The organism is Ralstonia sp. PBBBR1, assembly GCF_002256165.1.
In the GTDB taxonomy this organism is placed as follows: domain Bacteria; phylum Pseudomonadota; class Gammaproteobacteria; order Burkholderiales; family Burkholderiaceae; genus Ralstonia; species Ralstonia thomasii.
The window spans coordinates 50269-76677 of record NZ_NKIL01000005.1 but is presented as its reverse complement, the minus strand read 5'-3'; the positions used below and the strand labels follow the sequence as shown (position 1 = coordinate 76677).

25 protein-coding genes and 1 pseudogene are annotated in these 26409 nt (G+C 63.7%); 6 read left to right on the top strand and 20 right to left on the bottom strand.

Annotation, left to right across the window (positions count from 1 at the left end; translation table 11 throughout):
• Entirely contained in the window at positions 1–1524 is a 1524-nt protein-coding gene (locus CFE42_RS09075; RefSeq protein ID WP_004627326.1) for a CoA-acylating methylmalonate-semialdehyde dehydrogenase, read from the top strand.
• Between the two features lie 76 nt (positions 1525–1600).
• Here the strand turns inward: CFE42_RS09075 and CFE42_RS09070 are convergent, their stop codons facing one another.
• Together CFE42_RS09070 and CFE42_RS09065 are read right to left on the bottom strand one after the other, a co-directional pair.
• Positions 1601–1807, bottom strand: coding sequence for a cold-shock protein (locus CFE42_RS09070; RefSeq protein ID WP_004627325.1), 207 nt, complete (start codon positions 1805–1807; stop codon positions 1601–1603).
• Between the two features lie 177 nt (positions 1808–1984).
• On the bottom strand, positions 1985–2188 hold the full coding sequence (locus tag CFE42_RS09065) for a cold-shock protein (protein ID WP_004627322.1): 204 nt from the start codon (positions 2186–2188) through the stop codon (positions 1985–1987).
• A gap of 351 nt (positions 2189–2539) precedes the next feature.
• On the opposite strand from CFE42_RS09065, the gene CFE42_RS09060 reads away from it, so the two are divergent.
• Positions 2540–4435 carry a potassium transporter Kup gene (locus CFE42_RS09060; protein WP_004627320.1) on the top strand — a complete coding sequence of 632 codons (1896 nt, stop codon included), beginning with the start codon at positions 2540–2542 and terminating at the stop codon, positions 4433–4435.
• A gap of 18 nt (positions 4436–4453) precedes the next feature.
• Here CFE42_RS09060 and fdhD read toward each other — a convergent pair whose 3' ends face one another.
• The 9 genes from fdhD to CFE42_RS09015 form a co-directional block, all read right to left on the bottom strand.
• Entirely contained in the window at positions 4454–5269 is an 816-nt protein-coding gene (gene fdhD / locus CFE42_RS09055; RefSeq protein WP_004627318.1) for a formate dehydrogenase accessory sulfurtransferase FdhD, read from the bottom strand.
• Positions 5266–5511 (bottom strand): hypothetical protein, encoded by a 246-nt coding sequence (locus tag CFE42_RS09050; RefSeq protein WP_004627316.1) that lies wholly within the window; start codon positions 5509–5511, stop codon positions 5266–5268. Before CFE42_RS09050 ends, fdhD begins: the two co-directional genes overlap by 4 nt.
• The gene (locus CFE42_RS09045) at positions 5511–7850 is read right to left on the bottom strand and encodes an FdhF/YdeP family oxidoreductase (protein WP_004627315.1); all 2340 of its coding nucleotides are present in this window, start codon (positions 7848–7850) and stop codon (positions 5511–5513) included. Before CFE42_RS09045 ends, CFE42_RS09050 begins: the two co-directional genes overlap by 1 nt.
• 28 nt (positions 7851–7878) lie before the next feature.
• Positions 7879–9534, bottom strand: a complete 1656-nt coding sequence (locus CFE42_RS09040) for an OFA family MFS transporter (RefSeq protein ID WP_004627313.1) — start codon at positions 9532–9534, stop codon at positions 7879–7881.
• Positions 9535–9812: 278 nt separating this feature from the next.
• Positions 9813–10292, bottom strand: coding sequence for an Hpt domain-containing protein (locus tag CFE42_RS09035; RefSeq protein WP_004627312.1), 480 nt, complete (start codon positions 10290–10292; stop codon positions 9813–9815).
• 92 nt (positions 10293–10384) lie between these two features.
• Entirely contained in the window at positions 10385–13480 is a 3096-nt protein-coding gene (locus CFE42_RS09030; RefSeq protein ID WP_004627309.1) for a CusA/CzcA family heavy metal efflux RND transporter, read from the bottom strand.
• A 2-nt stretch (positions 13481–13482) separates the two neighbouring features.
• Positions 13483–14631: an efflux RND transporter periplasmic adaptor subunit gene (locus CFE42_RS09025; RefSeq protein WP_004627308.1), complete on the bottom strand. Its 1149-nt coding sequence runs from the start codon at positions 14629–14631 to the stop codon at positions 13483–13485.
• A gap of 4 nt (positions 14632–14635) precedes the next feature.
• A complete protein-coding gene (locus CFE42_RS09020) occupies positions 14636–15889 on the bottom strand; it encodes a TolC family protein (protein ID WP_004627306.1) in 1254 nt (417 codons plus the stop codon).
• 273 nt (positions 15890–16162) lie between these two features.
• The gene (locus tag CFE42_RS09015; RefSeq protein WP_004627303.1) at positions 16163–16564 is read right to left on the bottom strand and encodes a MerR family transcriptional regulator; all 402 of its coding nucleotides are present in this window, start codon (positions 16562–16564) and stop codon (positions 16163–16165) included.
• 104 nt (positions 16565–16668) lie between these two features.
• On the opposite strand from CFE42_RS09015, the gene CFE42_RS09010 reads away from it, so the two are divergent.
• Positions 16669–17091 carry a hypothetical protein gene (locus CFE42_RS09010; protein ID WP_004627301.1) on the top strand — a complete coding sequence of 141 codons (423 nt, stop codon included), beginning with the start codon at positions 16669–16671 and terminating at the stop codon, positions 17089–17091.
• 13 nt (positions 17092–17104) lie between these two features.
• On the opposite strand, the gene CFE42_RS09005 is transcribed toward CFE42_RS09010, so the two are convergent.
• The 8 genes from CFE42_RS09005 to CFE42_RS08970 all read right to left on the bottom strand — a co-directional run bounded on the left by CFE42_RS09005 (position 17105) and on the right by CFE42_RS08970 (position 22147).
• Positions 17105–17521 carry a BON domain-containing protein gene (locus CFE42_RS09005; RefSeq protein ID WP_004627300.1) on the bottom strand — a complete coding sequence of 139 codons (417 nt, stop codon included), beginning with the start codon at positions 17519–17521 and terminating at the stop codon, positions 17105–17107.
• A 61-nt stretch (positions 17522–17582) separates the two neighbouring features.
• Complete coding sequence (locus tag CFE42_RS09000; protein ID WP_004627297.1) at positions 17583–18053, bottom strand: DoxX family protein; 471 nt, start codon at positions 18051–18053, stop codon at positions 17583–17585.
• Positions 18050–18808 carry a DNA-binding domain-containing protein gene (locus CFE42_RS08995; RefSeq protein ID WP_004627296.1) on the bottom strand — a complete coding sequence of 253 codons (759 nt, stop codon included), beginning with the start codon at positions 18806–18808 and terminating at the stop codon, positions 18050–18052. Before CFE42_RS08995 ends, CFE42_RS09000 begins: the two co-directional genes overlap by 4 nt.
• Positions 18795–19661, bottom strand: a complete 867-nt coding sequence (locus CFE42_RS08990) for a DUF692 domain-containing protein (protein WP_004627293.1) — start codon at positions 19659–19661, stop codon at positions 18795–18797. Before CFE42_RS08990 ends, CFE42_RS08995 begins: the two co-directional genes overlap by 14 nt.
• Before the next feature lie 21 nt (positions 19662–19682).
• On the bottom strand, positions 19683–19949 hold the full coding sequence (locus CFE42_RS08985) for a DUF2282 domain-containing protein (protein ID WP_004627292.1): 267 nt from the start codon (positions 19947–19949) through the stop codon (positions 19683–19685).
• A 228-nt stretch (positions 19950–20177) separates the two neighbouring features.
• Positions 20178–20696 (bottom strand): hypothetical protein, encoded by a 519-nt coding sequence (locus CFE42_RS08980; RefSeq protein ID WP_004627289.1) that lies wholly within the window; start codon positions 20694–20696, stop codon positions 20178–20180.
• A gap of 120 nt (positions 20697–20816) precedes the next feature.
• Positions 20817–21086: an H-NS family nucleoid-associated regulatory protein gene (locus CFE42_RS08975; RefSeq protein ID WP_012430321.1), complete on the bottom strand. Its 270-nt coding sequence runs from the start codon at positions 21084–21086 to the stop codon at positions 20817–20819.
• A 158-nt stretch (positions 21087–21244) separates the two neighbouring features.
• A complete protein-coding gene (locus CFE42_RS08970) occupies positions 21245–22147 on the bottom strand; it encodes a DMT family transporter (protein ID WP_037043680.1) in 903 nt (300 codons plus the stop codon).
• A 134-nt stretch (positions 22148–22281) separates the two neighbouring features.
• Here CFE42_RS08970 and CFE42_RS08965 point away from each other — a divergent pair, with 134 nt between their 5' ends.
• A complete protein-coding gene (locus CFE42_RS08965; protein WP_004627284.1) occupies positions 22282–22734 on the top strand; it encodes an Lrp/AsnC family transcriptional regulator in 453 nt (150 codons plus the stop codon).
• 11 nt (positions 22735–22745) lie between these two features.
• Here CFE42_RS08965 and CFE42_RS08960 read toward each other — a convergent pair.
• Positions 22746–23923 (bottom strand): annotated as a pseudogene (locus CFE42_RS08960) (cystathionine beta-lyase).
• A gap of 110 nt (positions 23924–24033) precedes the next feature.
• Between CFE42_RS08960 and CFE42_RS08955 the strand changes: the two are divergent.
• A complete protein-coding gene (locus tag CFE42_RS08955; RefSeq protein WP_004627279.1) occupies positions 24034–24510 on the top strand; it encodes an Lrp/AsnC family transcriptional regulator in 477 nt (158 codons plus the stop codon).
• Positions 24511–24653: 143 nt separating this feature from the next.
• Positions 24654–26384 carry a gamma-glutamyltransferase gene (ggt, locus tag CFE42_RS08950; RefSeq protein ID WP_004627278.1) on the top strand — a complete coding sequence of 577 codons (1731 nt, stop codon included), beginning with the start codon at positions 24654–24656 and terminating at the stop codon, positions 26382–26384.
• Positions 26385–26409 lie beyond the last annotated feature (25 nt).

Genomic DNA, 26409 nt, shown 5'->3' with positions numbered 1-26409 from the left:
ATGAACCGACCGATTGATCCCGCCGTGACCGAATCCGTTGTCAGCCATTTCATCGGCGGGCAGCGCCATGCCGGCAGCGGCACACGCAGCGCCGATGTCTTCAACCCCGCTACGGGCGCGGTGAGCGCGCAGGTGCTGCTGGGCGGCAAATCCGAAGTGGACGCCGCCGTAGCCGCCGCGCATGCGGCTGCCCCGGACTGGGCCGAGACTTCGCCGCTCAAGCGCTCGCGCGTTTTGTTCAAGTTCAAGGAGCTGCTCGACCAGAACCACGATGCCCTGGCCGCCGCCATTACGCGTGAGCACGGCAAGGTGTTCTCCGATGCCAAAGGCGAAGTGACGCGCGGCATTGAAGTCGTCGAATTCGCCTGCGGCATTCCGAACCTGCTCAAGACGGAGTTCACGGACAACATCGGCGGCGGCATCGACAACTGGAACCTGCGCCAGCCGCTGGGCGTGGTGGCCGGCATTACGCCGTTCAACTTCCCGTTCATGGTGCCGATGTGGATGGCGCCGGTTGCGCTGGCGTGCGGCAATACGTTCATCCTCAAGCCCAGCGAACGTGACCCGACCCCCAGCCTGATGATTGCCGACCTGCTCAAGCAGGCGGGCCTTCCCGATGGTGTGTTCAACGTGGTACAGGGTGGCAAGGATGCCGTTGATGCGCTGCTCGAGCATCCGGATGTGCAGGCCATTTCGTTCGTCGGCAGCACGCCCATCGCCGAATACATCTACGCCGAAGGCACCAAGCGCGGCAAGCGCGTGCAAGCCCTGGGCGGCGCAAAGAATCACCTCGTCGTCATGCCGGATGCAGACCTCGACCAGGCGGTGGACGCCTTGATCGGTGCAGGCTACGGTTCGGCCGGTGAGCGCTGCATGGCGATCTCCGTGGCTGTGGCAGTGGGCGACGTGGCTGACAAGCTCGTCCCGCGCCTTGCCGAGCGCGCCCGCGCGCTCAAGATCGGCAACGGCATGCAAGCCGACAGAGAAATGGGTCCACTTGTGACCGCCGCCCACAAGGCCAAGGTGGAAGGCTATATCGCCAAGGGCGTGGAAGAGGGCGCCGAGCTGGTCGTGGACGGCCGCGGCCACACGGTCGACGGCCATGCCGAAGGCTTCTTCACGGGCGGCACGCTGTTCGACCACGTCAAGCCCGGGATGACGATCTACAAGGAAGAGATCTTCGGTCCCGTGCTTTCGGTGGTGCGCGTGCATGACCTTGCCGAGGCGGTGGATCTGATCAATGCGCATGAGTTCGGCAACGGCGTGTCGTGCTACACGAGCGATGGCGGCGTGGCGCGCGCATTTGCGCGGCAGATCCAGGTGGGCATGGTCGGTATCAATGTGCCGATTCCGGTGCCGATGGCGTGGCATAGCTTCGGCGGCTGGAAGCGCTCGCTGTTCGGCGACCACCACGCCTATGGCGAAGAAGGCGTGCGTTTCTACACGCGTTACAAGAGCGTGATGCAACGCTGGCCGGATTCGATTGCCAAGGGCGCCGAGTTCGTGATGCCGACAGCCAAGTAAGCCGGCGCATCGACCATGAGAAAGGGAGGCAATGCCTCCCTTCATCTTTTGAACATGCCGAGTTGAAACCGGCGTGTCATATTGGTTTGATGTTGACGGCGATGAGTTCGCCATCGGGCCCGATTTCTACATCGAAGCTGACGCGCTGGCCCTCGTGGAATGTCTGCGAGCGCGAAAACTGGATTTCCGAATCCCGAATGAAACTCGGGGCAGCATGCATTTCTGCAGCTGCCCCGGCGGGCGGATCATATTCAACGGCGTTCTCTTCAATTCGGCTGGCCATTGCATGCTCCCAATAGGGGTTCGTCAAACCAGGCCACCGCTTCCGGTGGCCATCCGACTGCTTGATGGCAAACACGTACTGAAACAACCTGCCTGGCGGCATATTCCGGCCAATACACGCGCGAGGAAACCCCGCGCGGCAAGCCAAAACCGGTCTACCGCGCCCGCGTGCTCCTTGTTACTGGGGCACGATGTTCGAAGCTTGCTTGCCCTTGGGGCCTTGCGTAACTTCGAACGACACCTTCTGACCTTCCTTCAGGCTTTTGAAGCCTGCGGAGTTGATCGCGGAGAAATGTGCGAAAAGGTCTTCGCCGCCATCATCCGGGGTAATGAAGCCGAAACCTTTTGCGTCGTTGAACCACTTGACGGTACCAGTAGCCATGATTTTGAGTCGTGAAGTTGAGAAATCGATCGGCCGCCGGCCAAATACAAACGTAGCAGGCAGACCCGGCCGAACCGGCCAAACGATCGTTTGGTGAATATATGCTTGGCGCGTCGCCTCGTCAAAGTCTGTTTTTTCAAGGTTTCCGTTTGGAGCGGCCGCGGCCGCTGTTTTCGGGCCTGCACCAGGGTTGGCGCGCTCTTGCCATCGGTGCAAACACCCGCGCAAAACCGGGCGTTTTCACCTAAGCTTTAGTGGCTTCTGCCGCACTCGGCTCACCCCGTAAGCCAGCGCCGCAGACGGTGCACGGAAATTGCGTGCGCACCCCGTCGTTCCAGTCGCAGCCTACCCATGACGACAGCCGCAGCCAGTAAAACCAAGAAAAATCCCGCGTTGATGGCCACCATGGTGGGCGCAATCGGCGTGGTCTTCGGGGACATTGGCACCAGCCCCCTGTATGCCCTGAAGGAATGCTTCAACCCCGAACATGGGGTCCCGTTTTCCGATCAGACCGTCTTCGGCATCCTGTCGATGCTGTTCTGGGCGATGACGCTGGTGGTATCCGTCAAATATGTGCTCTTCGTCATGCGCGCCGACAACAACGGCGAAGGTGGCATCCTCGCGCTGACGGCGCTGGCCATGCGCGCGAGCAGCGGCAGCGCCCGGTTCACACGCACGTTGATGCTCCTCGGCCTGCTGGGCGCCGCCATGTTCTATGGCGATGCCGTCATTACCCCCGCCATCTCGGTGCTCTCCGCCATCGAAGGCATGGAAATCATGGCGCCTGCGCTGCAGAAGTGGGTGTTGCCCTTGGCGCTGATCGTGCTGATCGCGCTGTTTTTGATTCAAAGGCATGGCACGCACGTGGTTGGGCGCCTGTTCGGGCCGATCATGGTGATCTGGTTCGTGCTGCTGGGGCTGATGGGGTTGGTTTCGGTGGTGAAGTCGCCGCAGATTTTGGTGGCGCTGAGCCCGGTGTACGCCATCGAATTCGGATTCCGGCATACGGTGCTGGCGTTCATCGTGTTCGGCTCGGTGTTCCTGGCGCTGACCGGCGCCGAGGCGCTGTATGCCGACATGGGCCACTTTGGCGCGCGCCCGATCCGCTATGCGTGGTTCTACATTGCGATGCCGTGCCTGCTGCTGAACTACTTCGGCCAGGGCGCCTTGCTGCTGCGCGAGCCGAGCGCCGTGCAGAACCCGTTCTTCCTGCTGATGCCGAACTGGGCTGTGGGCCCGATGGTGGTGCTGGCCACGGCGGCCACGGTCATTGCGTCCCAGGCGGTCATCTCGGGTGCGTTTTCGATGACGGCGCAGGCCGTGCATTTGGGCTATGCGCCGCGCATGAAGATTCTCTACACGTCGGATGTGGAGATCGGCCAGATCTATGTGCCGGTGGTCAACTACGTGCTCCTGGCGCTGGTGGTGGCGGTGGTGCTGGCTTTCGGCAAGTCCGACAACCTGGCTGCGGCCTACGGTATTGCGGTGACGACCACCATGGTGCTGACGACGGGGCTGGTCACGGTGGTCATGCGCAACGCGTGGAAGTGGCGCCTGTCGCTGGTGGCCTGTATTGGCGCCGTGTTCCTGGCGGTCGATTTGTCGTTCTTCGCCGCCAACCTGCTCAAGATTGCCGCGGGTGGCTGGTTCCCATTGCTGCTGGGCGGCTTGATCTTCTTCCTGATGGTGACGTGGCACTCGGGCACACAGCTGCTGAAGGCGCGCAATGTAGAAGGCGGCATTCCGCTTGAGCCGTTCATGGACGGGCTGCTGCGCCATCCACCGTATCGTGTGGACGGCACGGCCGTGTATCTCACGCCCAGCATCGATTTCGTGCCCCTGGCGTTGCTGCACAACCTCAAGCACAACCACGTGCTGCACAAGCGCGTGCTGTTCATCCACTTCCGCACGCTTGCCGTGCCCTATGTGGACCCTGCCAAGCGCCTGGTCATCAAAACCATTGGCGACGACATCCACACCGCAGTGGTGGATTTCGGCTTCAAGGAAACGCCCGCTGTGGACGAGATCGTCCGCAGCGTGGGCGAGCGGCTGGGCATCGTCTTTGAAGACATGGAAACCTCGTTCTTCATTACGCGCGCCACGGTGGTGCCGTCGCCACTGCCGGGCATGGCGATGTGGCGCGAGTCGTTGTTTGCCTGGATGCAGCACAACAGCGCCAAACCGTCGGACTTCTTCCGGATTCCTGCCAACCGACTGGTTGAGCTGGGGAGCAAGGTGGAGATCTAATCTCGCGCGTTCTGTGCGTTACGCAAACCGCGTCACGCTATCGCCTCGGCAGAACGCAAGCAGCGTCAGCTGGCCGGCCTTGGCGTGGCGGATCGCGAGTGAGGACGGCGCGGAGATCGTTGCCAGCAGCGGCACCTGCAGTTGAACGCACTTGCGCGCCAGCTCGAAGCTCGCACGACTCGTCATGACGATGAACCCATCCGAGGGGCGGATGCCGAGCCGAGCCAGCCGGCCGATCAGCTTGTCGAGAGCGTTGTGGCGGCCCACATCTTCCAGAACATGCAGTGGTGCATGGGTGTCTGCGGGCACCCAGCCCGCCGCATGCAAGCCGCCCGTGAGCGCGTTGGCCGGCTGATGCGCCGTCATCGCCTGCATGGCATCCAATACCTGCGCGTCGGCAAGTGATGCCAACCACGCGGGTGGCACAAGCGGTTGCGGCGCGTCTTCAAAAGTCTGCAGGCTTTCAATGCCGCACAGCCCACAGCCGGTCGGGCCGGCCAGCGCCCGACGGCGTTCCTTCAACCGCACGAAGCAATGCGAAGCAATTTCTGCGTGTACTTCGAGCCCATGCGGATGCGTTTCCACGTCTGCGCCACGCCAATCGGCGCGACTGTCGATGATGCCTTCCGACAGCGCAAAGCCCAGCGCGAAGTCTTCCAGGTCAGTCGGCGACGCCATCATCACCGCATGCGTGATGCCGTTGAAGACAAGCGCCACCGCAGCTTCATCGGCAATGGCGGCGGGGGTGTCCTCTTGCGTGCCGGCGCGCGTGCGTTTCGTCGCGGCGGTGGAAACGACGGGCAAGCCGGCGGGGTGGTGGGGCAGAAAAGTCATGCAGTGAAGTCAGGCAGAACGCGGCCGGCGTCGAGCAGCGCAATGAGCCAGCGTGTGTCGTCCATGGTGACGCGCAGCAGGCCTGCATCGGCCAGCGGATGCAGCGCGCGCAGGACCGTGCTGGCGCGCTCGCCCACGCGCTTGATCAGCCACGGCATCGACACCGGCTTGCCGGCGTCGGTCTCGCGCAATGCGGCCAGCAGCGCCAGCTGCAGCGCAGACCACGCCGGCTCGGTGGGCATCAGGCTTCGGCCGTGGTGGCCGCTTGGGTGTCAGCGGTGCGCGCGACCTGGCTCGGCACCAGCATCACCGGAATCGACTTGGATGTCGGCGTGCGTGCCTGGTCAGCCACGGAAGACAGCGGCACCAGCGGGTTGGTCTCGGGGTAATACGCCGCCAGGCACCCGCGCGGAATGTCATACGCCACCAGACGGAAGCCATCGGCGCGGCGCGTGGTGCCGTCTTCGGAAAGCGTCACCATGTCGACCCACTCGCCGTCTTTCATGCGGACCGTGTGCAGGTCTTCCTTGTTGATGAAGACCACGCGGCGCTGGCCGAACACACCGCGGTAGCGGTCGTCCATGCCGTAGATGGTGGTGTTGTACTGGTCATGCGAGCGCACCGTGGCCAGCGTGAAGACGGTGGCGTCGGCATGGCGCTCGCGGGCGCGGTGGACCGGGGTATCAGTCGGCACGGCATGCGCGTGGAACTCCGCCTTGCCTGACGGCGTGTTCCAGACACGCTCCGATGCGGTGTTACGCAGGCGGAAGCCACCCGGCACGCGAATCTTCTCGTTGAAGCCGGCAAAGTCGTCGAACACGGCTTCAATGCGTTCGCGGATGCGGTCGTAGTCTTCCACCAGCCAGCGCCACGGAATGGTGCTTTCGGGCAGCGTCGCTTCGGCCAGGCGCGCCACGATGGCCGGCTCCGAGAGCAGATGCGGAGAGGCCGGCGGATTGATGCCTGCCGACATGTGCACCATGCTCATCGAATCTTCCACCGTCACGCCTTGCGCGCCGCCGGCCTGTTGGTCGACCTCGGTGCGGCCCAGGCACGGCAGGATCAACGCGGCCTTGCCATGCACGATGTGGCTGCGGTTGAGCTTGGTGGTCACGTGCACGGTCAGGTCGCACTGGCGCAGGCCGGCCCACGTGGCGGCGGTGTCCGGCGTGGCGGCCGCGAAGTTGCCACCCATGGCGAAGAACACGCGCGCGGCGCCTTGCTGCATCGCTTCGATGGCGCCGACGGTGTCGTAGCCATGTTCGCGCGGCACTTGAATACCGAAGACTTGCTCCAGCCGATCCAGAAACGCGGGGGCGGGCTGCTCGTAAATGCCCATCGTGCGATCGCCCTGCACGTTGCTGTGGCCGCGCACCGGGCACGCACCGGCACCCGGGCGGCCGATGTTGCCGCGCAGGAGCAGCAGGTTGACGATCATCTGGATCGTCGCAACCGAATGCTTGTGCTGCGTGATTCCCATGCCCCAGCACGCGATGACGCTGCCGGCTTTGATGTACGTGTCGCCCGCCTGGCGGATTTCGTGCTCTGGCAGGCCCGATTCGGCCTCGATGGTCGCCCACGACTCCGCGCGCACGTCAGCGGCGAAGGCGTCGTAGCCGCCAGTGTGCTGGGCGATGAAGGCGTGGTCGATGATGGCGGGCTCGCCGCGGCTGCGTGCCGCGTCGTCACGCTCGATCACGTGTTTGATGATGCCCTTGACCGTCGCCAGGTCGCCGCCGATGCGCACCTGGTGGTATTCGGTGCTAATGCGCGTGGAGCCCAGCGTCAGCATCTCGATCTTGCTCTGCGGATCAGCAAAGCGCTCCAGCCCGCGCTCACGCAGCGGGTTAAACGACACGATGCTTGCGCCGCGCTTCGATGCCTCGCGCAACTCGCCGAGCATCCGCGGGTGATTCGTCCCGGGGTTCTGCCCGAAGATGAAGATGGCGTCGGTCTTGGTGAAATCGTCGAGCGTGACGGTGCCTTTGCCGACGCCGATGCTGGCCCGCATGCCCGTGCCGGAAGGCTCGTGGCACATGTTGGAGCAGTCGGGGAAATTGTTCGTGCCGTAGGCGCGCACGAACAACTGGTAGAGGAAGGCCGCCTCATTGCTGGTGCGGCCCGAGGTGTAGAAGATCGCCTGGTTCGGATCGGGCAGCGCACGCAGGTGCTGCGCGATCAGCGCGAAGGCGGCGTCCCAGTCGATCGGGACGTATTTGTCGCTGCCCGCGTCGTAGACCATCGGGTGCGTCAGGCGGCCTTGATCTTCCAGCGCGTAGTCCGACCACTCGGCGAGTTCGCGCACGGTGTGCTGCGCGAAGAACTCCGGTGTGGTGCGGCGCGACGTCGCTTCTGCAGCCACGGCTTTGACGCCGTTCTCGCAAAATTCAAACGTGGAGGCGTGGTCGCGATCAGGCCAGGCGCAGCCGGGGCAATCGAAGCCATCGGGCTGGTTGGCCGACAGCATGGTCTTGGCGCCCTTGGCCGCGATGCCCTGCGACAGCAATTGATGCGCAACGCTTTTGAGCGCGCCCCAGCCACCGGCCGGGTGACGGTAGAACTCGATCTTCTGGTGCTTCATGGGTGGCGGGGCGGCTTTAAATCACGGGTCAGGAGAAGAGAACGGCAGCTTTTTGGAGTGTAATCCAAATCCCCCAGCCCAACGGCAGGCCCACGGCGGCCCAGGCCAGCACCACGGCTACCGCCGAGCCCGGATGCGCCTGCCATTCCAGCGATGTTTCCGGCGCAGCAACCGACGGCGTTGGGCTCTTGGTTGCCGCAGCATGTCGTTGCTCGTCGAGCTGCGCTTCGGTCATGAAGTGCTTCGCGTTGACAGGGCGCACCAGCAGGTTGCAGATGAAGCCGAGGATCAGCAGGCCGGCCAGGATCATCATCGTGATGTCGTACACGGCTGCGCGTTCCACGCCATGGGCGATCTGGTATTCGCGCAGGTAGTTCACCAGCACGGGGCCCAGGATGCCGGCGGTCGACCACGCCGTGAGCAGCCGGCCGTGGATGGCGCCCACCATTTGCGTGCCGAACATGTCAGCCAGATACGCCGGCACGGTCGCAAAACCGCCGCCGTACATCGACAGGATCACGCAGAAGGCCAGTGCGAACAGCGCGATATTGCCCGTGTGCGACGTCCACGGAATCGACGCATACAGCACGAAGCCGAGCACGAAGAAGACCGCGTACGTCATCTTGCGGCCCAGGCGGTCCGAGAGCGACGCCCAGAAGAAACGGCCGCCAATGTTGAACAGGCTCAGCAGACCCGTGAAGCCCGCAGCGATGGCTGCGATCTGGCCCTTTTGCGCGGCGGTCAGGTCCATGAACGACGTTGTCACGCCCAGCAGCTTGCCGCCAAACACTTCCTGCAGCAGTGGCGAGGCCATGCCCAGCACGCCAATACCGGCCGATACGTTCAGGCACAGCACGGCCCAGATCAGCCAGAACTGCGGCGTCTTCAGCGCTTCGTTTGCGTGGACATGGCGTTGCGTGACCATCGTGTCCTTCGCCTTGGCCGGGGAGGGTGTCCAGCCTGCCGGTTTCCAGCCCGTGGGCGGCACACGGTAACCCAGCGCACCTGCCATCATGAACACGAAGTAGATGCCGGCCAGCACAATAAAGGTTTGCGACACGCCCACAGATTCGGGCGTCGCAAACAGCTTCATCAGGCGGTCAGCCAGCGGGGCGCCGATCATCGCGCCGCCGCCAAAACCCATGATGGCCATGCCCGTGGCCATGCCACGCTTGTCCGGAAACCACTTGATGAGCGTCGACACGGGCGAGATGTAGCCCAGCCCCAGGCCGACGCCGCCGATCACGCCCGAGCCCACCCACAGCAGCCACAGTTGGTGAATCTGGATGCCCAGTGCGGAAATCAGCAGCCCGCCGCACCAGCACACAGCCGACACGACGCCAGCCTTGCGCGGGCCAACGCGTTCGAGCCAACCGCCCCACATGGCAGCGGATGCGCCCAGGAACACGAAGAACAGCGTGAACATCCAGCCCAGGCTGGAGACGCGCCAGTCGCAGGTGGTGGTGAACAGCTCGGCGATCAGCGAGACATCGGCGCCGCATGTGAGCGGCTTGGTGATGCCCAGCGCGCGGCCGAGCGGCAGCCAGAAGACAGAAAAACCGTAGGCCATGCCAATGCACAGATGGATGGCCAGTGCGGCAGGAGGAACCAGCCAGCGGTTGAAGCCAACCGCGGCGACGGTGCGCTCGCGCGAAAAAAATGGATGCAGGACTGCTTCGGACATCGAATCCCCCCGGATAGGTTGAGCCCGCGTTGTGACGTACGTGGTGAAACGGTGCGGCCGCGCTGGTCATGGCCGGTGCGTGCCAGCCAGCTGCAGTTGGAATGCGCCGACGTTGCCCGCGAAAGATAGTGGGGTAGTCTGTTCTAGATCAATAGTTGTAGTCACCCGTTGTATTGCGAGTTACGCAACGTACAACCTAATCGCTTAATTTATGTGGCTGATAACATAAATAGCCGGGGGGCCTGTTCAAGCGATGTGCGGCGCAGGGTGGCGGACGGTCAGCCCGCAACCGCAGCGTCTGACCACGGGCAGCCGCTTGCCTGCTGGCGGAATTCACTCGCCAGCGCGCGCAGGCAGGTGAGGGCGGATTGCATGTCTTCCACACGCTGCTGATACGGTCCGATGCTCTGCGCTGCGCGCTCGATGCAGCGGGCGGCATCGCCAATCGCCTGATGCCCAAGCATGCGAGCCGAACCGACGATGCGGTGCGCCGCTTCAACGATCTGTGTGTCGTCGTCAGCGGTGCGGATGGCGTTCGCCAGGTTGGCGAGATCCTGTTCCACCGTCTCACAAAATAAATCGACGATAAAACGCCATTGCTGCAGATCGGTGCCAAACAGCTCGGTGAGCGTAGTGATGACCTGCGGCGGGAATTGTGCGACGACGCCGGGGGAGACGTTGGACGTGGGGTGCATGGTGGCGGTGCGTGCGGTGGGAATCAGAGATGCACTCTGCTCGCCTCGTCCACGCGTCGCCATGAGATTGGTCCGATTCTGGTGTGAGCCCAAATGAAAACGGGCGCACCGCCGGTAAAGCGATGCGCCCGTTGCGCTTTCAGCACATGCGCAGGTTAAGGCAGCATGGCAGCAGTCGGATTGACGTCCGAATCGCGCGGGGGCGGACGACGATGGCGGTGCGCCCACGTGAAGACCACCGGCAACACCAGCAGGGTGAGAATCGTGGTTGTGACCATGCCCCCGACGATCACTAGCGCCAGCGGGCGCTGCGCTTCCGAGCCGATGCTGTGCGACAGCGCCGCCGGCAACAGACCCAGGCCTGCCAGCATGGCCGTCATGATCACTGGTCGCAGGCGCAGCGCGGCGCCATCGACGGTCGCTTCACGCACGTTTTCGGATTGGGACAGACGATTGACGTACGAAATCAGGATCACCCCGTCCTGGATGGCGATGCCGAACAACGACAGGAAGCCGATCCCCGCCGAAATCGACAGCGTCTCGTTGGCAATGTGCAGCGCCAGCAGCCCGCCGATGGCGGCAAACGGCACATTCAGCACCACCATCAGCGCATCCTTGAAATTGCCGAACGTGCTGTAGAGCAGCAGGAAGATCACAAGGATGGTCAACGGCACGATCACCATCAGCTTGCCCTGGGCGACCTTCATCTCGTTGAACTGGCCGTCCCACTTGACGGTGTAGCCTTCGGGCAGTTTTACGTTGCTGCCCACCACATGCTGGGCCTCGTCCACGGCGCCGCCCAGGTCACGGCCGCGCACGCCAAACTTGATGGCAATGTAGCGCTTGCCTTCCTCGCGGTAGATGAAGAACGGGCCATCGGTCATTTCCACCTTGGCGATCATCGACAGCGGAATGTGCTGGCCGTCAGGCGTATCGATCAGCAGCTCGCGGATGGCGTCGTACGACGCACGTGCCTGCTGATTCAGGCGCACCGCCAGGCCGAACGATTTCTCGCCCTCCAGGATTTGCGTGACCGGGGCGCCGCCAATGGCGTATTGCACGAGGTTCTGCACGTCGCTCACGTTGATGTTGAAGCGCGCAGCCGCCTGGCGGTCGATCGAAACGTTCAGCGTCGGCTGGCCCAGCTCGCGGAAGATACCCACGTCCACCAGGCCCGTTACTTTCTTGAGCTGCGCCTGGATTTCGTTGGCCTTGGCTTCGAGCATGTTCAGGTCATTGCCAAACAGCTTGACCGAGTTCTCGCCCTTCACGCCCGAGAGCGCCTCATCCACGTTGTCCTGGATGTACTGCGAGAAGTTGTATTCGATGCCGGGAATCTTCTCCAGATGCTTCGACAGGCGCTCGACCAGCTTGCCCTTGGTCATGCCGGCCTCCCACTGGTCGGGCGGTGCGAAGTACAGGCCGTATTCCTGGTTGAATACGCCGGTAGAGTCGGTGCCGTCGTCCGGGCGGCCAATCTGCACCGAAACCTGCTTGATCTCCGGCTGCTTGGTGAAGTATGTACGCAAGTCGTTGGCCACCGACGCGGAGTAATCCAGGTCCACCGTATTGGGCAGCGTGATGCGCAGCCACAGGTTGTTTTCTTCCAGCGTGGGCAGGAACTCCGTACCGAGGAACGTGGCGCTGTACAGCGTCAGCAATAGCGCCGTAATGGCCGTGGCAAAGACGGCCATCGGGCGTGCAATGAGCTTGCGCAGCAATGGCTTGTACCAGCGCAGAATCGCCGCAATAAAGGCCGGCGAATGCGGATGCAGCGTTTTGCCGAAGACGAACGACGTGGTAGCCGGCACGAACGTCAGGCTCAGAACGATCGACGCCATCAGGGCAAAGCCCATCGTGAAGGCCATTGGCTTGAAGATGATGCCTTCCACCCCGCCGATGAAGAACAGCGGGGAATACGCCACGATGATGATGCCGGTGGAAAAGATCATCGCGCGCTGCACTTCGTTGGTCGCCTTGATGATCGCGTCTTCGAGCTTCTCGGCGCCTTCTTCGAGGTGCCGCATGATGTTTTCCATCACGATCACGGCCGCGTCGACGATCACCCCAAAGTCGATCGCCCCGAGCGAGATCAGGTTGGCCGGCACATGGAAGTGCTCCATGCTGATGAACGACACGCACAGCGCCAGCGGAATCACCGCCGCCACCACGGCCGCCGCCCGGAAGTTGCCCAAGAAGACGAACAACACCGCCAGCACCAGCGAGATCCCCACCACCAGTGTGTGTTCGACCGTGCCCATGGTGATGTCGAGCAGCACCTGGCGGTCATAGAACGGCTTGACTTGAATGCTCTTGGGCAGGACGCCGTTGTTCAGCTCCGCCACCTTCTCGCGCACCTTGGCCAGCACCTCGGTGGCGTTGGCGTCGCGCTTGAGCAGCACGATGCCTTCCACCACGTCGGGCTGATCGTTGTATTGCACCTGGCCCAGACGCTGCACGTTCCCGACTTCCACTTCGGCAATATCGCGCACGCGCACCGGCACGCCATTGTTGGTGTTGACCACCACGTTGCGGATGTCGTCCACCGTCTGCAGCAGGCCCACGCCGCGCACGACGAACTGTTGCTCGCCATCGCGCAGCAGGTTGCCGCCGGTGTTGTTGTTGGCGTTGCCGATGGCCGTGATGAGCTGCGACAGCGTGATGCCGTACGACTGCAGTTTCGCCGGCGATGGGACGATGTGGTACTCCTTCACCTTGCCGCCGAAGGAGCTGACATCGGCCACGCCCTGCACGTGCTTGAGCCCCTTGGAGATGTCGTAGTCCTGGTAGCTCTTGAGCGTGGTGAGGTCGACGCCATCGCCCTCGAGGCGAAAGCGCATGATCTCGCCGGTGGCGTCCGAGTCGGGGCTCAGTGAAGACTGCACGCCCGTCGGCAGGTTGGCGCTCGCCAGATACTGCGAAAAGTTCTGCCGCGCCTTGAAGCTATCGGTGCCTTCCTTGAATTTGAGCGTCACCACCGACAGCCCGAACAGCGATACCGAGCGGAACGACTGCACGTCCGGCACGCCGGCCAGTGCGTTTTCAATCGGGATGGTGATCTGCTGCTCGACTTCGGTCGTGCTGCGGCCGGGCCACTGCGTGATGGCCTGCACCGACAGCGGTGCCACGCCCGGATACGCCTGCAGTGGCAGCTCGCGGAACGACAGCACGCCAGCCACCAGCAACGCGACAGCCAGGAAGACAATCAGCAGCCGCCGCTTGAGAATGCCCGCGATGGGGTTGAAGCCCATGCCTACGCTCCTGCCTTGACGATCATCTCGTTAAGCAGCGCGGCACCGCGCACCACCACCTGCGACGAAGCCTCAAGCCCTGCCGTCACGGCAAAGTTGCCGTCGGTGCCGATGTCCTTGCCGTGCACTTCGACGCGCTTGAAGTGCGTAGCATCGCTCTGCACGATCACGAAGTAGCTGCCATGGTCTTTCACCAGGGCGGACTTCGGCACCACCGTGGCCTGGCCGGTGCCGGTCTGGATGCGCGCCGTGGCGTACATCTCGGGGCGCAGCAGGCCGTCGTTGTTCGGCACGTCGCAGCGCACCGTCAACGTGTGCGTGGCCGGGTCGATATTTGGGGCGATGAAGCTCACGCGGCCCGTGAACTCGCGGTCCGGATACGCCGACGTGTGCAGCGAGATCGGCTGACCGATGCGCACGCTGGCAATGTCGTTCTCATACACATTGCCCGTAAACCACAGCACACGCGTATCGACGATGCTCATGAACGAGTCGCCCACATTCAGGAAGGCGCCCGGGTCCATGTTGCGCTTGACGATCGTGCCCGAGATGGGCGCGCGCAGCGTCAGGTGTTCAGCCGGTGTGCCGCGCTTGGCTATTTGCGCGACATCGGCATCGGACATGCCCAGCACGTGCAGGCGACCTGCAGCGGACTGCACGGTGGCGTCTGCGTCTTCCTGCAAGTCCTTCATGTTGGAGCCCTTGAGCTGGCGGGCGGTATTCAGCGCCAGCAGGTATTCCTTCTGCGCAGAGATGTAGTCCGGCGCGTACAGCTCGGCAATCGGCTGGCCCTCACGCACCAGCGCCCCTTCGAACTGGAGGATGTGATCAAGCCGGCCGGCCACGCGTGCGGACGCCAGCTTGGTGCGCTCCGCGTTGTAGGCCAGCTTGCCGGGTGTGGACAATTCCACCGGCACCGAAAGCTGGCTGGCCTGCGCGACCTTCACCTGCTGGGGGTCGAAGCCGCCAGAAGGAATTTCAATGGAGTCCGGTTTCGGACGCGACGCGGCAGCCGGCGCAGATGCCGGACCCGCTTCGGGTTTTGCAGTCTCGGCCGGCACGGCGGCAGGCCACTTGCGTCCGACCACCACGCCCACAGCGAGGGCCGCTGCCAGGGCGATCACAGCAACGACGGGAGAGAACTTCTTCATGATGTTATTGAGCTTGAACCGGCGAGCGGCCGGTGGCCGCGAGCAGCGCGTGATAGGCCTGCAAGGCCGTGGCCTGCGCCTGCGCGACCGCCAGTTCGGCGTTTTTGAGCGCGCCCTGGGCGGTAAGCAGGTCGTTGAAATCGGCGTTGTTGCTGGCGTAGTTGGTCATCGTGACGCGATAGGCCGCCAGCGCCTGCGGCAGTTGCCGCTGCTTGTTGAAGTCGAGCTGCGCAAGCGTCTGGCGCAGCGTGTTGTAGGCGGTATCGACGGCCAGTAACGTCTGCTGGCGCACCGACACGTCGTTCGCCTCGGTGGCAATCTGGCTTTCCACCGCCTGGTTCACGCCGTACTTCTCTTTGGTCAGGAACCAGAACGGGATGATCACGTCCAGCTCGATCTGGTAGCTGTTCGGGCGCACGCCATACGGCGGGTTGTCCGTCGTGACGGTGGCAATGACCTGGAAGTCGGGCAGGTAGGCCTTGCGCGCCAGCGTCACGCTCTTGCGTGCCGCGTCCATCAGCTCGGCCGATGCCTTGATCGACGGGTGCTCGCGCAGCGCCTGGTTTTCCAGTTCGGGCAGCGGTTCTTCCGGCAGGTGGACAGCCTCGTCGTCTGCGCGCAGCACGAGCGGGAAGCTCGGATCTTTCCCGATGAGCGTGTTGAGCGTCTGCAGCGTGCTGTCGTACTGGCGCTGAGCGGCAAACAGGTCGTTCTGCGCGCTGCTCTGCATGACCTGCGCGTTGAGGAAGTCTGCATAGGCGGCGGCGTTGTTGGCGTAGCGCACACGCGTGATCTGCTTGACCTGCTCCAGGCGCGTGATGGTCAGCTTTTGCACGTCGATCTGCTTTTGCAGCGCAATCGCCTGGTAGTACGTGGTGGAAAGCTGCGCATAGAGCTGCAGGTACAGCGCGTCGTTTTGCGCGTTCAGGGACTCAGCCTGGCGATCGGCAATCTCGGCCGCCAGCGCTTTCTTGCCCGGAAACGGAATCTGCTGCGTCAGGTTGTACTGGCTGCCGCCCGCGCGGTTCACCGCCAGCGGGAATCCCTTCGGGATGCTGTTCCAGATATAGCCGAGCTGCGGGTTGTTGGGCGACGCAAGCTGCGGCGGTATCGACTTGGCTGACAGGTAGGTGTGGCGCCCCTGGATCAATTGCGGGTTGTTGCCTTTCAGCTCCTGCAACAGTTCGACCAGGTTGAAGCCAGCACCCGTCACGCCCGGCACGGATGGCTGGATCGGCGGCATGGTCGGGACCGGCATGCTGGCCGCAGCCGGCGCCGATGCCGGCGTGGCTGCCCAGGCAGCGGCAAATGGCAGGCAGACCACCGCGCATAGCACGGCCCTCGCCCTTGAATGAAACGCACCCCGATATTTCACTGCAGCAGACTCCCCCTTGAGACGGGAGCGTTTTTACCGACGCGAACTTTCAAGCGCCTTTCACGGCTCAGCAAGCTGTCAGGATGGGGGAAACGCAAAAACCCCGCCCTCCAGTGCCAGTCTGCGACAGTTATATGACAAGACATGACGACCGTCTCAGGCCGGTGCAAGTGGACATGCCATGCCGACGCGCGTGGCAAGTGCGTCTCGCATGGCCTGCAGGCTGGCGATGCGGGCATCAATGGTGGCAAGCTTCTCCCGCAGCAACGCGGTGACGGCGGCAACGGTGTCGGGTTGCTGCCACACCTGCGCCATGCCTTCTCTAATTTCCGCCAGTGTGAAACCCAGCTGCTGGGCCGTGCGGACGTACTGCACCAGTTCCACGATTTCGGGCGGATAGGCGCGGTAACCGTTGCTCCGGCGCCGCGCACGGATCAGTCCACGTGCCTCGTAAAAGCGCAGGCCATCCCGTGAGACGCCGGTGGCAGCGGCCAGGTCGCCGATGGACAGGTCACCGGCATGCGCATTGGAAATGGGAGCGGGAAGAGCGGCAGGCATGGTGGTTTGGGAGGAGGGATACGGTCGGCGGGCTTGACCTTGGAGCGTACACCAAGCTTTAGCGTGGCGACTCCTTCACTTCACTTCACTTCTGGAGTTTCCCCATGGTTTCCGAATCGACCTTCCTGCGTATCGTGCGGGTCAGCGCTTGGTATGACCTGATCGTGACCGCGCCGTTTGCGACGCCGTGGACGTTCGCGCTGTTGCATCAGGCGCTCAGCGCATTGGCGCAGGCGCTGGGCATCGGCAGCTTGCCGGCATTTGAGCCAACGCATCTGCTGATGGCCAATCTGATGGGATCGGTGGTGTGCGTGTGGTCGGTGCTGCGTCTCCGACAGACGAGTGTGGCGCTCGGCCGGTACGACGCCGTGGCGCGCTGGTTGTTTGCGGCGTGGCAGGCGTACGCCCTGGCATCGGGCGCGACGCTGCTGCTGGTGCCCTTCCTGATCGCAGAGATTGGCTTTGGGTTGCTGCAATCGCTGCCCGTGGGCCGCGTGCCCCGGCGAGCAGGCGCGCGGGCGGCGTAACCGCTTGCGTGGTTTAGCGCGCGGCCGGGGCGCTGGCGGGTGCCTCGGGCGGCAAGCCGGCCGGGATGTACGGGCCGCCGCCCAGCACCTGCATGCGCGACAGCACGCGCAGCTGGTTGTCGAGTTTGGCCGAGTCAACAAAGCGTTTGACGTCGTCGCCGGCCCGGCGGGCCATCTCTGGGGTATCGACCCAGCCCGTCAGGATGACCTTGCCGTCCGGGCTGGATCGGATGCGAATCTGGCGCGTGCTGAGCGCCGTGTCCTGATCCAGCGCCGCCTTGACCTGGTACGTCAGGAGCGAGTCGTCGAGCATGCGCGCGCCGGTGGTGTTCGGGCTATCGCCCCACGCGCAGGCCGTAAGAAGCGCTGCGGCGCCGATTGCAGCCAACACACCGGCCGAGGCAGCGAAGGACAACTGAGGGAAGCGCATCGATGCTCCTGAAGAGAGGGCGACAGGCTCACATCATAAGCCTGCCGCCCACACAATCCGCTTAGTGCTTACGGCGCTGCCAAAGGTTCTGCGCCGCCAGCCAGCCGGGTCCCACCGTCGCCACGAGCGCAATCAGCACGCCCCAAACCAAGTGAAACTCGATGGCCGATGCTGACAGATTGGCCCAGTACGACACCGCTGCCACCACGTTGACAAAGAACAGCCCCGCCGCCGCCAGCCGGGGCACGATGCCGGCCAGCATCAGAGAGGGGAAGACCAGTTCGCCAAAGGTGCCAAGCGCCGCTGCCAGTGCGGGCGGCAGCAGCGGCACCTTGTATTCCTCGGTGAAGAGGAGCACGGTCGTGTCCCAGTCGTGCAGTTTGGTCAGGCCCGAGCGGAAGAACACGTAGAAGAGATACGCGCGCGCGATCAACAGGATGATCGAACAGAGCGTGCTCTGCGGGCCGGCAAGCCGTTCCAGCGATGCGCGGATACGCGTGAGTGGGGCAAAGGTTGTGGTGAGGGTATTCATGGCGTGTCTCCGGTAGGCATTGTTGTGTGGCATGCAGATAGCGCGAGCAGCCCCGAGCGATAGAGGCCAGATAGGCTCGCGGTCAGATCAAAAGCTGGCAGCTCAGCCAACGTGGTCTCGAGCGCGGTCTGGAGCGATGGCGTAGCCTCGCAAGCTGCCAGAAACATCGCTGTGGCGGCATCGAGATCGAGCACGGCAACGCGGTGCCCCCGCACGGCAATCGCAGCGGCTTCGGCTGCGTCCAGGTCGATTTCGTTGAGCGCGATGGTTGCGCCGGGCTGATGTGCGCGCCAGATCGACACCACCGGCCACGGTGAGGCCACCCACTGCACACCTTCGATCAGCCCCGCGCGGACGGTGTCCGCGGGCTGCGCGAGGAGGGTGGCGTTCGCCGCTTCGACGTGTGCATCCGGGGCGTAATGCGCCCAGTGGACGCACCATTCCAGCCGCGCCACGTCAGCCAGATACGGCACGCTGTGCGCCAACGGGCATTGCGCAATGACATCCGGCAGCGCATTGCCATAGCGATGCAGATTGGGGGATGTAGACGCCTGCGCGGCCAGCGTGTCGCGCACGAGCGCATCAAAGCAGTCGTTGCCGACGAGCGCGCGGCAGACGGGATAGGCCCCCGCCAGCGCGTTACGCAGAATGGCCAGACGCGCATTGCGGTAGATGGCGATGCCACGTGTTTCATCGTCGCTTACAGGATGCGTCAGCGCGCCGATGAGGTGCGCCTCCCAGTCAGGCAGTCGCATGGCGTGTCTCCTGCATGGCGTTGGTGTGGCGATTCAGTACCGCCTGGGCACGTGCCGCCTCGTCCAGCAACACCTGCACGGGCGGCAGTTCAGCGTCCCATTCGATCAGTGTCGGGCGTGCGCCGTGCTTGGCAACCCACGCGTCATACAACGCCCAGACGGGCGCATGGACCGGCGCGCTATGCGTGTCGATCAGCATGCCGTCTTCCACGCTGAAGCCCGCCAGGTGAATTTCGCCGACCAGCGCTGGGTCGATATCGGTGAGTACGGATTCGACTGTCACGCCATGGTTGACGCTGTTCACGTACAGATTGTTCAGGTCCAGCAGGATGCCGCAGCCCGTGCGTCGGGCGAGGGCGGTCAGGAATGCGCCTTCGGAGATGGCCTCGTCGGCATCGACCAGCGTGCGGCAGTCGATGTACGCGGCAATGTTCTCGATCAGCAGCGGCTGCTTGAGAATGTCCTGTGCCCGCATGACGTTGGCGCAGACGATATCGAGCGATTCGCGGGAATAGGGCAGCGGCAGAAGATCGTTGACGACCTGCGCGCCGCTGCGGTTGAAGCACAGGTGCTCGGAAATGGCGGCCGGCGCTACGGCATCGGCAAGCATGGCGATGGCGCGTACGTGTTCGACATCCAGTCCATCCGCATTGCCAAGCCCCATGCCCACGCCGTGCAGGCTCACCGGCTGGTGCGCTCGCGCGGCCAGCAGCGCTGCACGTGCGGGGCCGCCATACAGATAGTTCTCGCTGTGCACTTCTGCCCACGGGAAGCGGGCTTCCCCGTGCAGCAGGGCAGGAAAGTGCGGCGCGCGCAGGCCTGCGCCGGCGCAGGTTGGCAGAGCGGTCTGCATGGCGGTCACCGGCGTCGCGCGTTACTTGGACGGCGTCTGCATCGTGCCGCCCATCTGCGCGCAGGTGCCGGCCGGCACGTACTTCCACGACATCGGGTCTTTGTCGATCTTCGACTGGCCGGCGCAGGCGTGGGCGCTGCCGGGGCTGGCGCAATCGTTCTGGCCGGCCTTGGCGACGCCGTAGCACTTTTCCTTGCCGGCAGCGTCGGCGGCGTGCACCGGCGTCGACAGTGCGCCCAGCGCGAGCAGGCTGCCCAGAGCGGCGGCGATCATGGCGTGTTGTTTCATTTGTGTTCTCCTTGAGTGAACAGGTGTCGTTGAACGGCTGACGGGGCGAAATCCCTCGCCGTACGGTGCACTGCGGCATCGCGCAGATGTGTTCCGTGCACCTTCGTCGACGCATGGCTGCGTTCCTGACACGGAGAGCGGAAATTTTTTGAATTTCTTTTTTAGGGCAGCGAATGGCAATAAAAAAGGCGACCCCAATGGGTCGCCTGCAGACTGAACAGGAAAGATTTACCTGGCGTGCGCAGCGCGCGTGCGTCCCGCCTTCTTTGCGGCAGCGGAGCGTCCCGCCGCGCCCTTGGTGGCGGCGCCTTTCTTGGCCGCCGCCGAGCGTTCACTGCTCGAACGCTTGGAGGCCGCGCTATGGGCCTGCTTGGATAGCGACGACTTGGATGCCGCCGAATGGCCTTCCTTTTGCAGCGTGCGTGTGGTGGTTTTGCTGCGCTTTGCGGTGGATTCCTTGCTGGCGCTGGCGTGGCTGCTCTTCTTGCTGCCCGCCTTCACGTCATGTTCCGCCTTCTTGCGCGTGGCAGCCGACGCCTTGCCTTCCCCCGGCGGCTTGATGGCAACGCCAGAGCGGCGTGCCTTGGATAGTCCAATCGCGATAGCCTGCTTGGTATTTTTCGCACCGTGCTTGCCTTCGCGGATGTGATCCATCTCTTCCTTCACGAAGTTGCCTGCCTGCGTTGAGGCGGCCTTGCCGTGGCGCTTGTCGGCGCGCGCACGTTCTACGGTTTTGCGTTCCGGCATGATGACGTCCTCCGTTGGGTTGGAGCGCCGGCCGGCAATGCAGTGGAAACTCACAGATCAACGAACCGGCAGCGCTTACGCCAACAACCACGCAACCGGCGTACCTGCGCTGTCTGCGCGTCAGCCCACGCGGAAATGTTCGATGCTCTGTCCGGCATTGACGGCGCGTTGCAGCCAGTCGGGCATGTCGCCCGAGCCGTCCCAGTGCTGGCCGTCGGCGCTCATGTAGACCGGGCCGATGGACGCAGGTGGTGCGGGCGGCGGCGGTGGCGCGTCAAAGCAGCCATGCGCCTGCAAATCGTCGACAGACAGATCGTAGGTTTGCATTTGTTCCAGGATCCAGGCGATCGCGGTTTCGCGACCCGGCTCCGGCGGGTGACCTTCCTTCATCTTGTACGTATGTTTTGGGGTTTCTGTCCGCCGGCTGCCAAGGGGGAGAGAGAGGCAGGCGCAGGGCGCGCCGGGCGCCAGCGGAAAACGCACAAGAATAACAGCAGTTGGGCCGCCCATTCGTGTTGCGAATGCGGGGGGCTATTGCGCGTATTGCGTTATTTGGAAACGGGGGATTCGGCCCGCGCCCGCAACCACCGATACGGCGACCACCCCAGGTTCATGCCCGCCGCCGCCAGCAGGATCGCCCCCGCGCCCAAAAACTGCGCGAGTTGCAGCCGATGCCCGAACGCAACAATGTCCACCACGATGGCAACAATCGGATAGATGAATGACAACGACCCCGTCAGATGCGTCGGCAGCCGCTGGATGGCGCCATAGAGGAGGATGTACATCAACCCCGTATGCACCACGCCCACCGTGACAAGCATCACCCACGTATGCGAATCGGCGGGCGGATGCGACAGGTTGGCCAGCGGCGCCAACATCAGCACGCCCACGCACACCTGGATGAGCGCGATCAGATGCGGCGGCGTACCGGCCAGTTTCTTGATCAGGAGCGCGGCCGCCGCATAGGCAAACGCCGCTCCCAGCGCCATCGCAATGCCCATGAGGTAATCGGTACCGACGCTGGCGGCAGGCCCCACCTGCACGATCAGTAGGACGCCGATAAAGGCGATGGCCAGCCACGTGAGCTTGGCGGCCGTCAGCTTTTCCGACAGAAACATCGCGCCCAGCCCGACCAGCATGAATGGCTGCGTGTTGTAGACCGCCGTGGCAATCGAGATGGACGCGCGCGGATACGCTGCAAACAGCAGCAGCCAATTGATGACGATGGCCACGCCGCCCAGCGCGGCAATCGCGGCGCGCCGCCACGTGATCGCGCCGCGCAGCAGGCCCAGTCCGGCGCATACCGCAAGCAGCGTCAGCGCGCCGAACACGCAGCGCCAGAACACAACGTCGGCCACCGGCTGGCCTGAGCGGACGACGAACCAGCCGATCGTCCCGGAGATGACCATGGCGGTGGTCATCTCGACCGTGCCGCGCGTCTTATCGTTCATGCGAACCACCTTGAGCATTGGATGCAAAAAGGATCGCATGCGGATTGCCTGACTTCCATTGCTTTTCTAAGGCAAACTAAAAGTTCTTTCTAATGAAATAAGGCGAAATGCCTGAATGGGCGAAAGGAGGCACGGTGAATACGATTGACGCGCTTGATCAACGCATTCTTGACGTCCTGCTGACCGATTCCCGCATCTCGCTCAAGCAACTCGCCGAGCAGGTGGGGCTGTCGTCCCCCAGCGTGTCGGAGCGTCTGCGCCGGCTGGAAGAGCGCGGCGTGATCCGGCATTACACCATCGACATTGACCCGGCATCGCTGGGTTACACGCTGCAGGCCATCGTCCGGGTGCGGCCCATGCCGGGCAAGCTGCATATCGTGCAGAAGCTGATCGAAGAGATTCCGGAGATTGGCGAGTGCGACAAGGTCACCGGCGAGGACTGCTTCATCGCCCGGCTGTACGTGCGCTCGATCGATCAGCTCGACCAGATTCTCGATCGCGTGGCCTATCACGCCGAGACCAACACCGCCATCGTCAAGACGCAGCCGGTCAAGCGGCGTGCGCCGCCGTTTGCATCGGCTGACTGACGCGCCGGCGGTCATGCGACGGCGGCGTGCTCCTGGATGGCTGCGCGAGCCATGGCTTGCCGCAGATCGGCAATCAGGTCTTCCGGCGCCTCCAGGCCAACATTGAGCCGCACCAGGCGGCCGCGATAGTGGCGGTTAGGCCGTGCCAGATCCGGATACGGCATCACCAGGCTGCTGGTGCCGCCCCAGCTCATGCCGATCCGGAACATCCGCAGCGCATCGATGAATGCGTTGACCTGCTCGGCGGAAACGCTTTCCTGAAACACCACTGAAAACACGCTCGTTGCGCCGGTAAAGTCGCGCTTCCAGAGTTCATGGCCGGGGCATGACGGCAGCGCCGGATGCAGCACAGTGGCAATGCAATCCTGCAGATGAAGCCAGCGCGCCACCGCCAGCGTGGAGGCTTGCAGGCGCTCAAGCCGCTGCCCCAGCGTTTGCAGGCCACGCAGCGCCAGGCTGCAATCGTCGGGCGAGGCGCCCATGTCCAGGTCGGGAAACGCGCTGCCTACACGTTCGAACATCGCCTTCGAGTTGACCGATACCGAACCGAGCAACAGATCGCTGTGGCCGCCAACGTACTTGGTCAATGTCTGCATGCTGATGCCCACACCATGCGCAAAGGCATCGAAATACATGCCGGCCATGTAGGTGTTGTCGAGCGCCACCGGCACGCCGCGCGCGTGCGCCGCAGCCACGATTGCCGGCACGTCTTGCACTTCCCTCGTGACCGAGCCGGGGCTCTCCGTCCAAGCGAGCGCGGTGTTCGGGCGGATGCGCCCGGCGATGCCCGCGCCGATGAGCGTGTCATAGGTTTCGATGTCGATACCCATGCGTTTGAGCAGGCCGTCGGCCATGCTGCGATTGGGTCCGTACGCACTGAAGACACCAGTGCATGGCTGCCCGCCCCGCAGCAGGCCAAGTAGACGAGGGCGATGGCAGCCTGCCCGCCGGGGACGATAAAGCTGTGGCGAGCGCGCTCCAGTTGCGCAATCCGTGCGCCGAGTTCAATGGCGGTCGGTGTGCCGTACAGGCTGTACTTGTAGCCGTGCTGCGCGTGGCGCCAGTCGTCCACGACCTGCGCTGCGTTGTCGAACAGCACGGTGGACCCACGGAAGACCGGTGTCACCAATGAACGAAAACCGCCAGGGGCAAGGGTTTCCGGACTGACGAGCCGGGATTGCCAATGCATGGGATGGGCCTCTGCGAACACATGGACCATGAAATCCTATGTCACGTCCGGAGAGCAATTTCAGCTATTCTGCGGAGCCAGACGCAAAAATTTCTCGCTCCGAGTCGGCCATGGCCCCACAGAAATCGCTCGAACTCGACGCCTTCGACATCGCCATCCTCAACGCCGTGCAGCGGTGCTACACGACGCCGCTGCGTGTGATCGGGGAGGAGGTCAATCTATCGACCGCAGCCGTGCAGCGGCGCATCAAGCGGATGGAGGAGGCGGGCGTCATCGTCGGCAACGTGGCGGTGGTGCACCCTGAGCGGGTGGGCAAACCCATCACCGTGATCGTTGAGGTGCATGCCGAGCGCACCAATACCGCGGCAATGGCCGCGCTCAAGAGGGCGCTCTCCGGCCCAGAGGTGCAGCAGTGCTACTACGTGACCGGCGAGGCCGATTTCGTCCTCATCCTGAACGTGGCCACGATGACGGAATACGAAGCCCTCGCGCGCCGCCTGTTCGACGACAACGACAACATCAAGTGGTACCGCACGGCCGTGGTGCTCAACCGAGTGAAGGTTGGGCTTGAGGTACCACTGGGCTAGCGTTGCCTGCGTCCCACCACCCGCGCAACGCGTCAATACGGGGATGAGGCTATAGTGCGCCAGCGCGCCGCCTGATAAGGTTCGCGCGCCATAACTCGTACGCTGGCACGACCGGCGTCCTTGAAGGTACCAAAGGAGCTCCTATGCAGAATCCAAGAACAGGCATGCGGTGGATCGCCGCCGCAATCGCATCGATCAGCATCACGACCGTCACACACGCGGCATCCGTCGCACCCGTGGCCGCAGAGAACGGCATGGTCGTCGCGGCACAGCACCTGGCCAGCAAGGTCGGCGTGGAAGTGCTCAAGCGCGGCGGCAATGCTGTCGACGCGGCAGTGGCTGTGGGCTACGCGCTGGCCGTGGTCTATCCGGCAGCCGGCAACCTGGGCGGCGGTGGTTTCATGACCATCCAGCTGGCCGATGGTCGCAAGACCTTCCTCGACTTCCGTGAAGTCGCCCCGAAGGCCGCCACCGCCAACATGTACCTGGACAAGGACGGCAACGTCATCAAGGGCGCGTCCACCAAGGGTCATCTGGCCGTGGGCGTGCCGGGCACCGTGTCCGGCATGGAATACGCCCGCCAGAAGTACGGCACCATGCAACGCGCTGCACTGATCGCACCGGCCATCACGCTGGCCGAAAAGGGCTTCGTCCTCGATCAGGGCGATGTCGACATGCTGCACACCTCCACCAAGGACTTCCAGGAAGACGCCGCATCGGGCGCGATCTTCCTGAACAAGGGGCAGCCCTTCCAGGTGGGCGAGAAGCTGGTGCAGCATGATCTGGCCAAGACGCTGCGTGAGATCAGCACACATGGCACCGACGGCTTCTACAAGGGCTGGGTCGGGCAGGCCATTGCTGCATCGAGCAAGGCCGGCGGTGGCCTGATTACGCAAGATGATCTCGTCAGCTACAAGACGCGCGAGCTGGCGCCGGTCGAGTGCGACTACCGTGGTTATCACGTGGTGTCGGCACCGCCCCCGAGCTCGGGCGGCGTGATCATCTGCGAAATGCTGAACATCCTGGAAGGCTATCCGCTGAAAGATCTGGGCTGGCATTCCGCGCAGGCTACGCACTACCAGATCGAAGCCATGCGCCACGCCTACGTGGATCGCAACAGCTACCTGGGCGATCCCGATTTCGTGAAGAACCCGCTGGACCGTCTGCTGAGCAAGGACTACGCGGCCAAGATCCGTGCCGTGATCGACCCGAAGAAGGCGGGCGTGTCGAAGGACATCAAGCCGGGCGTCGAGCCGCATGAAGGCAGCAACACGACGCACTACTCGATTGCCGACAAGTACGGCAACGCGGTGTCGGTCACGTACACGCTCAACGACTGGTTTGGTGCGAAGGTCACGGCGGCCAAGACGGGCGTGATCCTGAACGACGAGATGGACGACTTCACCGCCAAGGTCGGCGTGCCGAACCTGTACGGTCTGGTGCAGGGCGAGGCCAACTCGATCGCCCCGGGCAAGCGTCCGCTGTCGTCGATGAGCCCGACGATCGTCACCAAGGACGGTAAGCCTGTCATGGTGGTGGGCACGCCGGGCGGCAGCCGCATCATCACGGCCGTCATGCTCACCATGATCAACGCGATCGACTACGGCATGAACGTGCAGGAAGCCGTCGACATGCCGCGCTTCCACCAGCAATGGCTGCCGGATGTGTCCAACGTCGAGCCGTATGCGCTGTCGGAAGATACGCGCAAGATCCTGACATCGATGGGCCACAACCTTGGCGCGCCGCAGCCGGCCAACCACCTGGCGGCGATCATCGTCGGGGCGCCGTCGCTGGGCGGCAAGCCGGTTGGCAACAACCGCTTCTATGGCGCGAATGATCCGCGTCGCAACACGGGGCTGGCAGCCGGTTATTGATTGGCATTGCAGCACCCGCAGCACG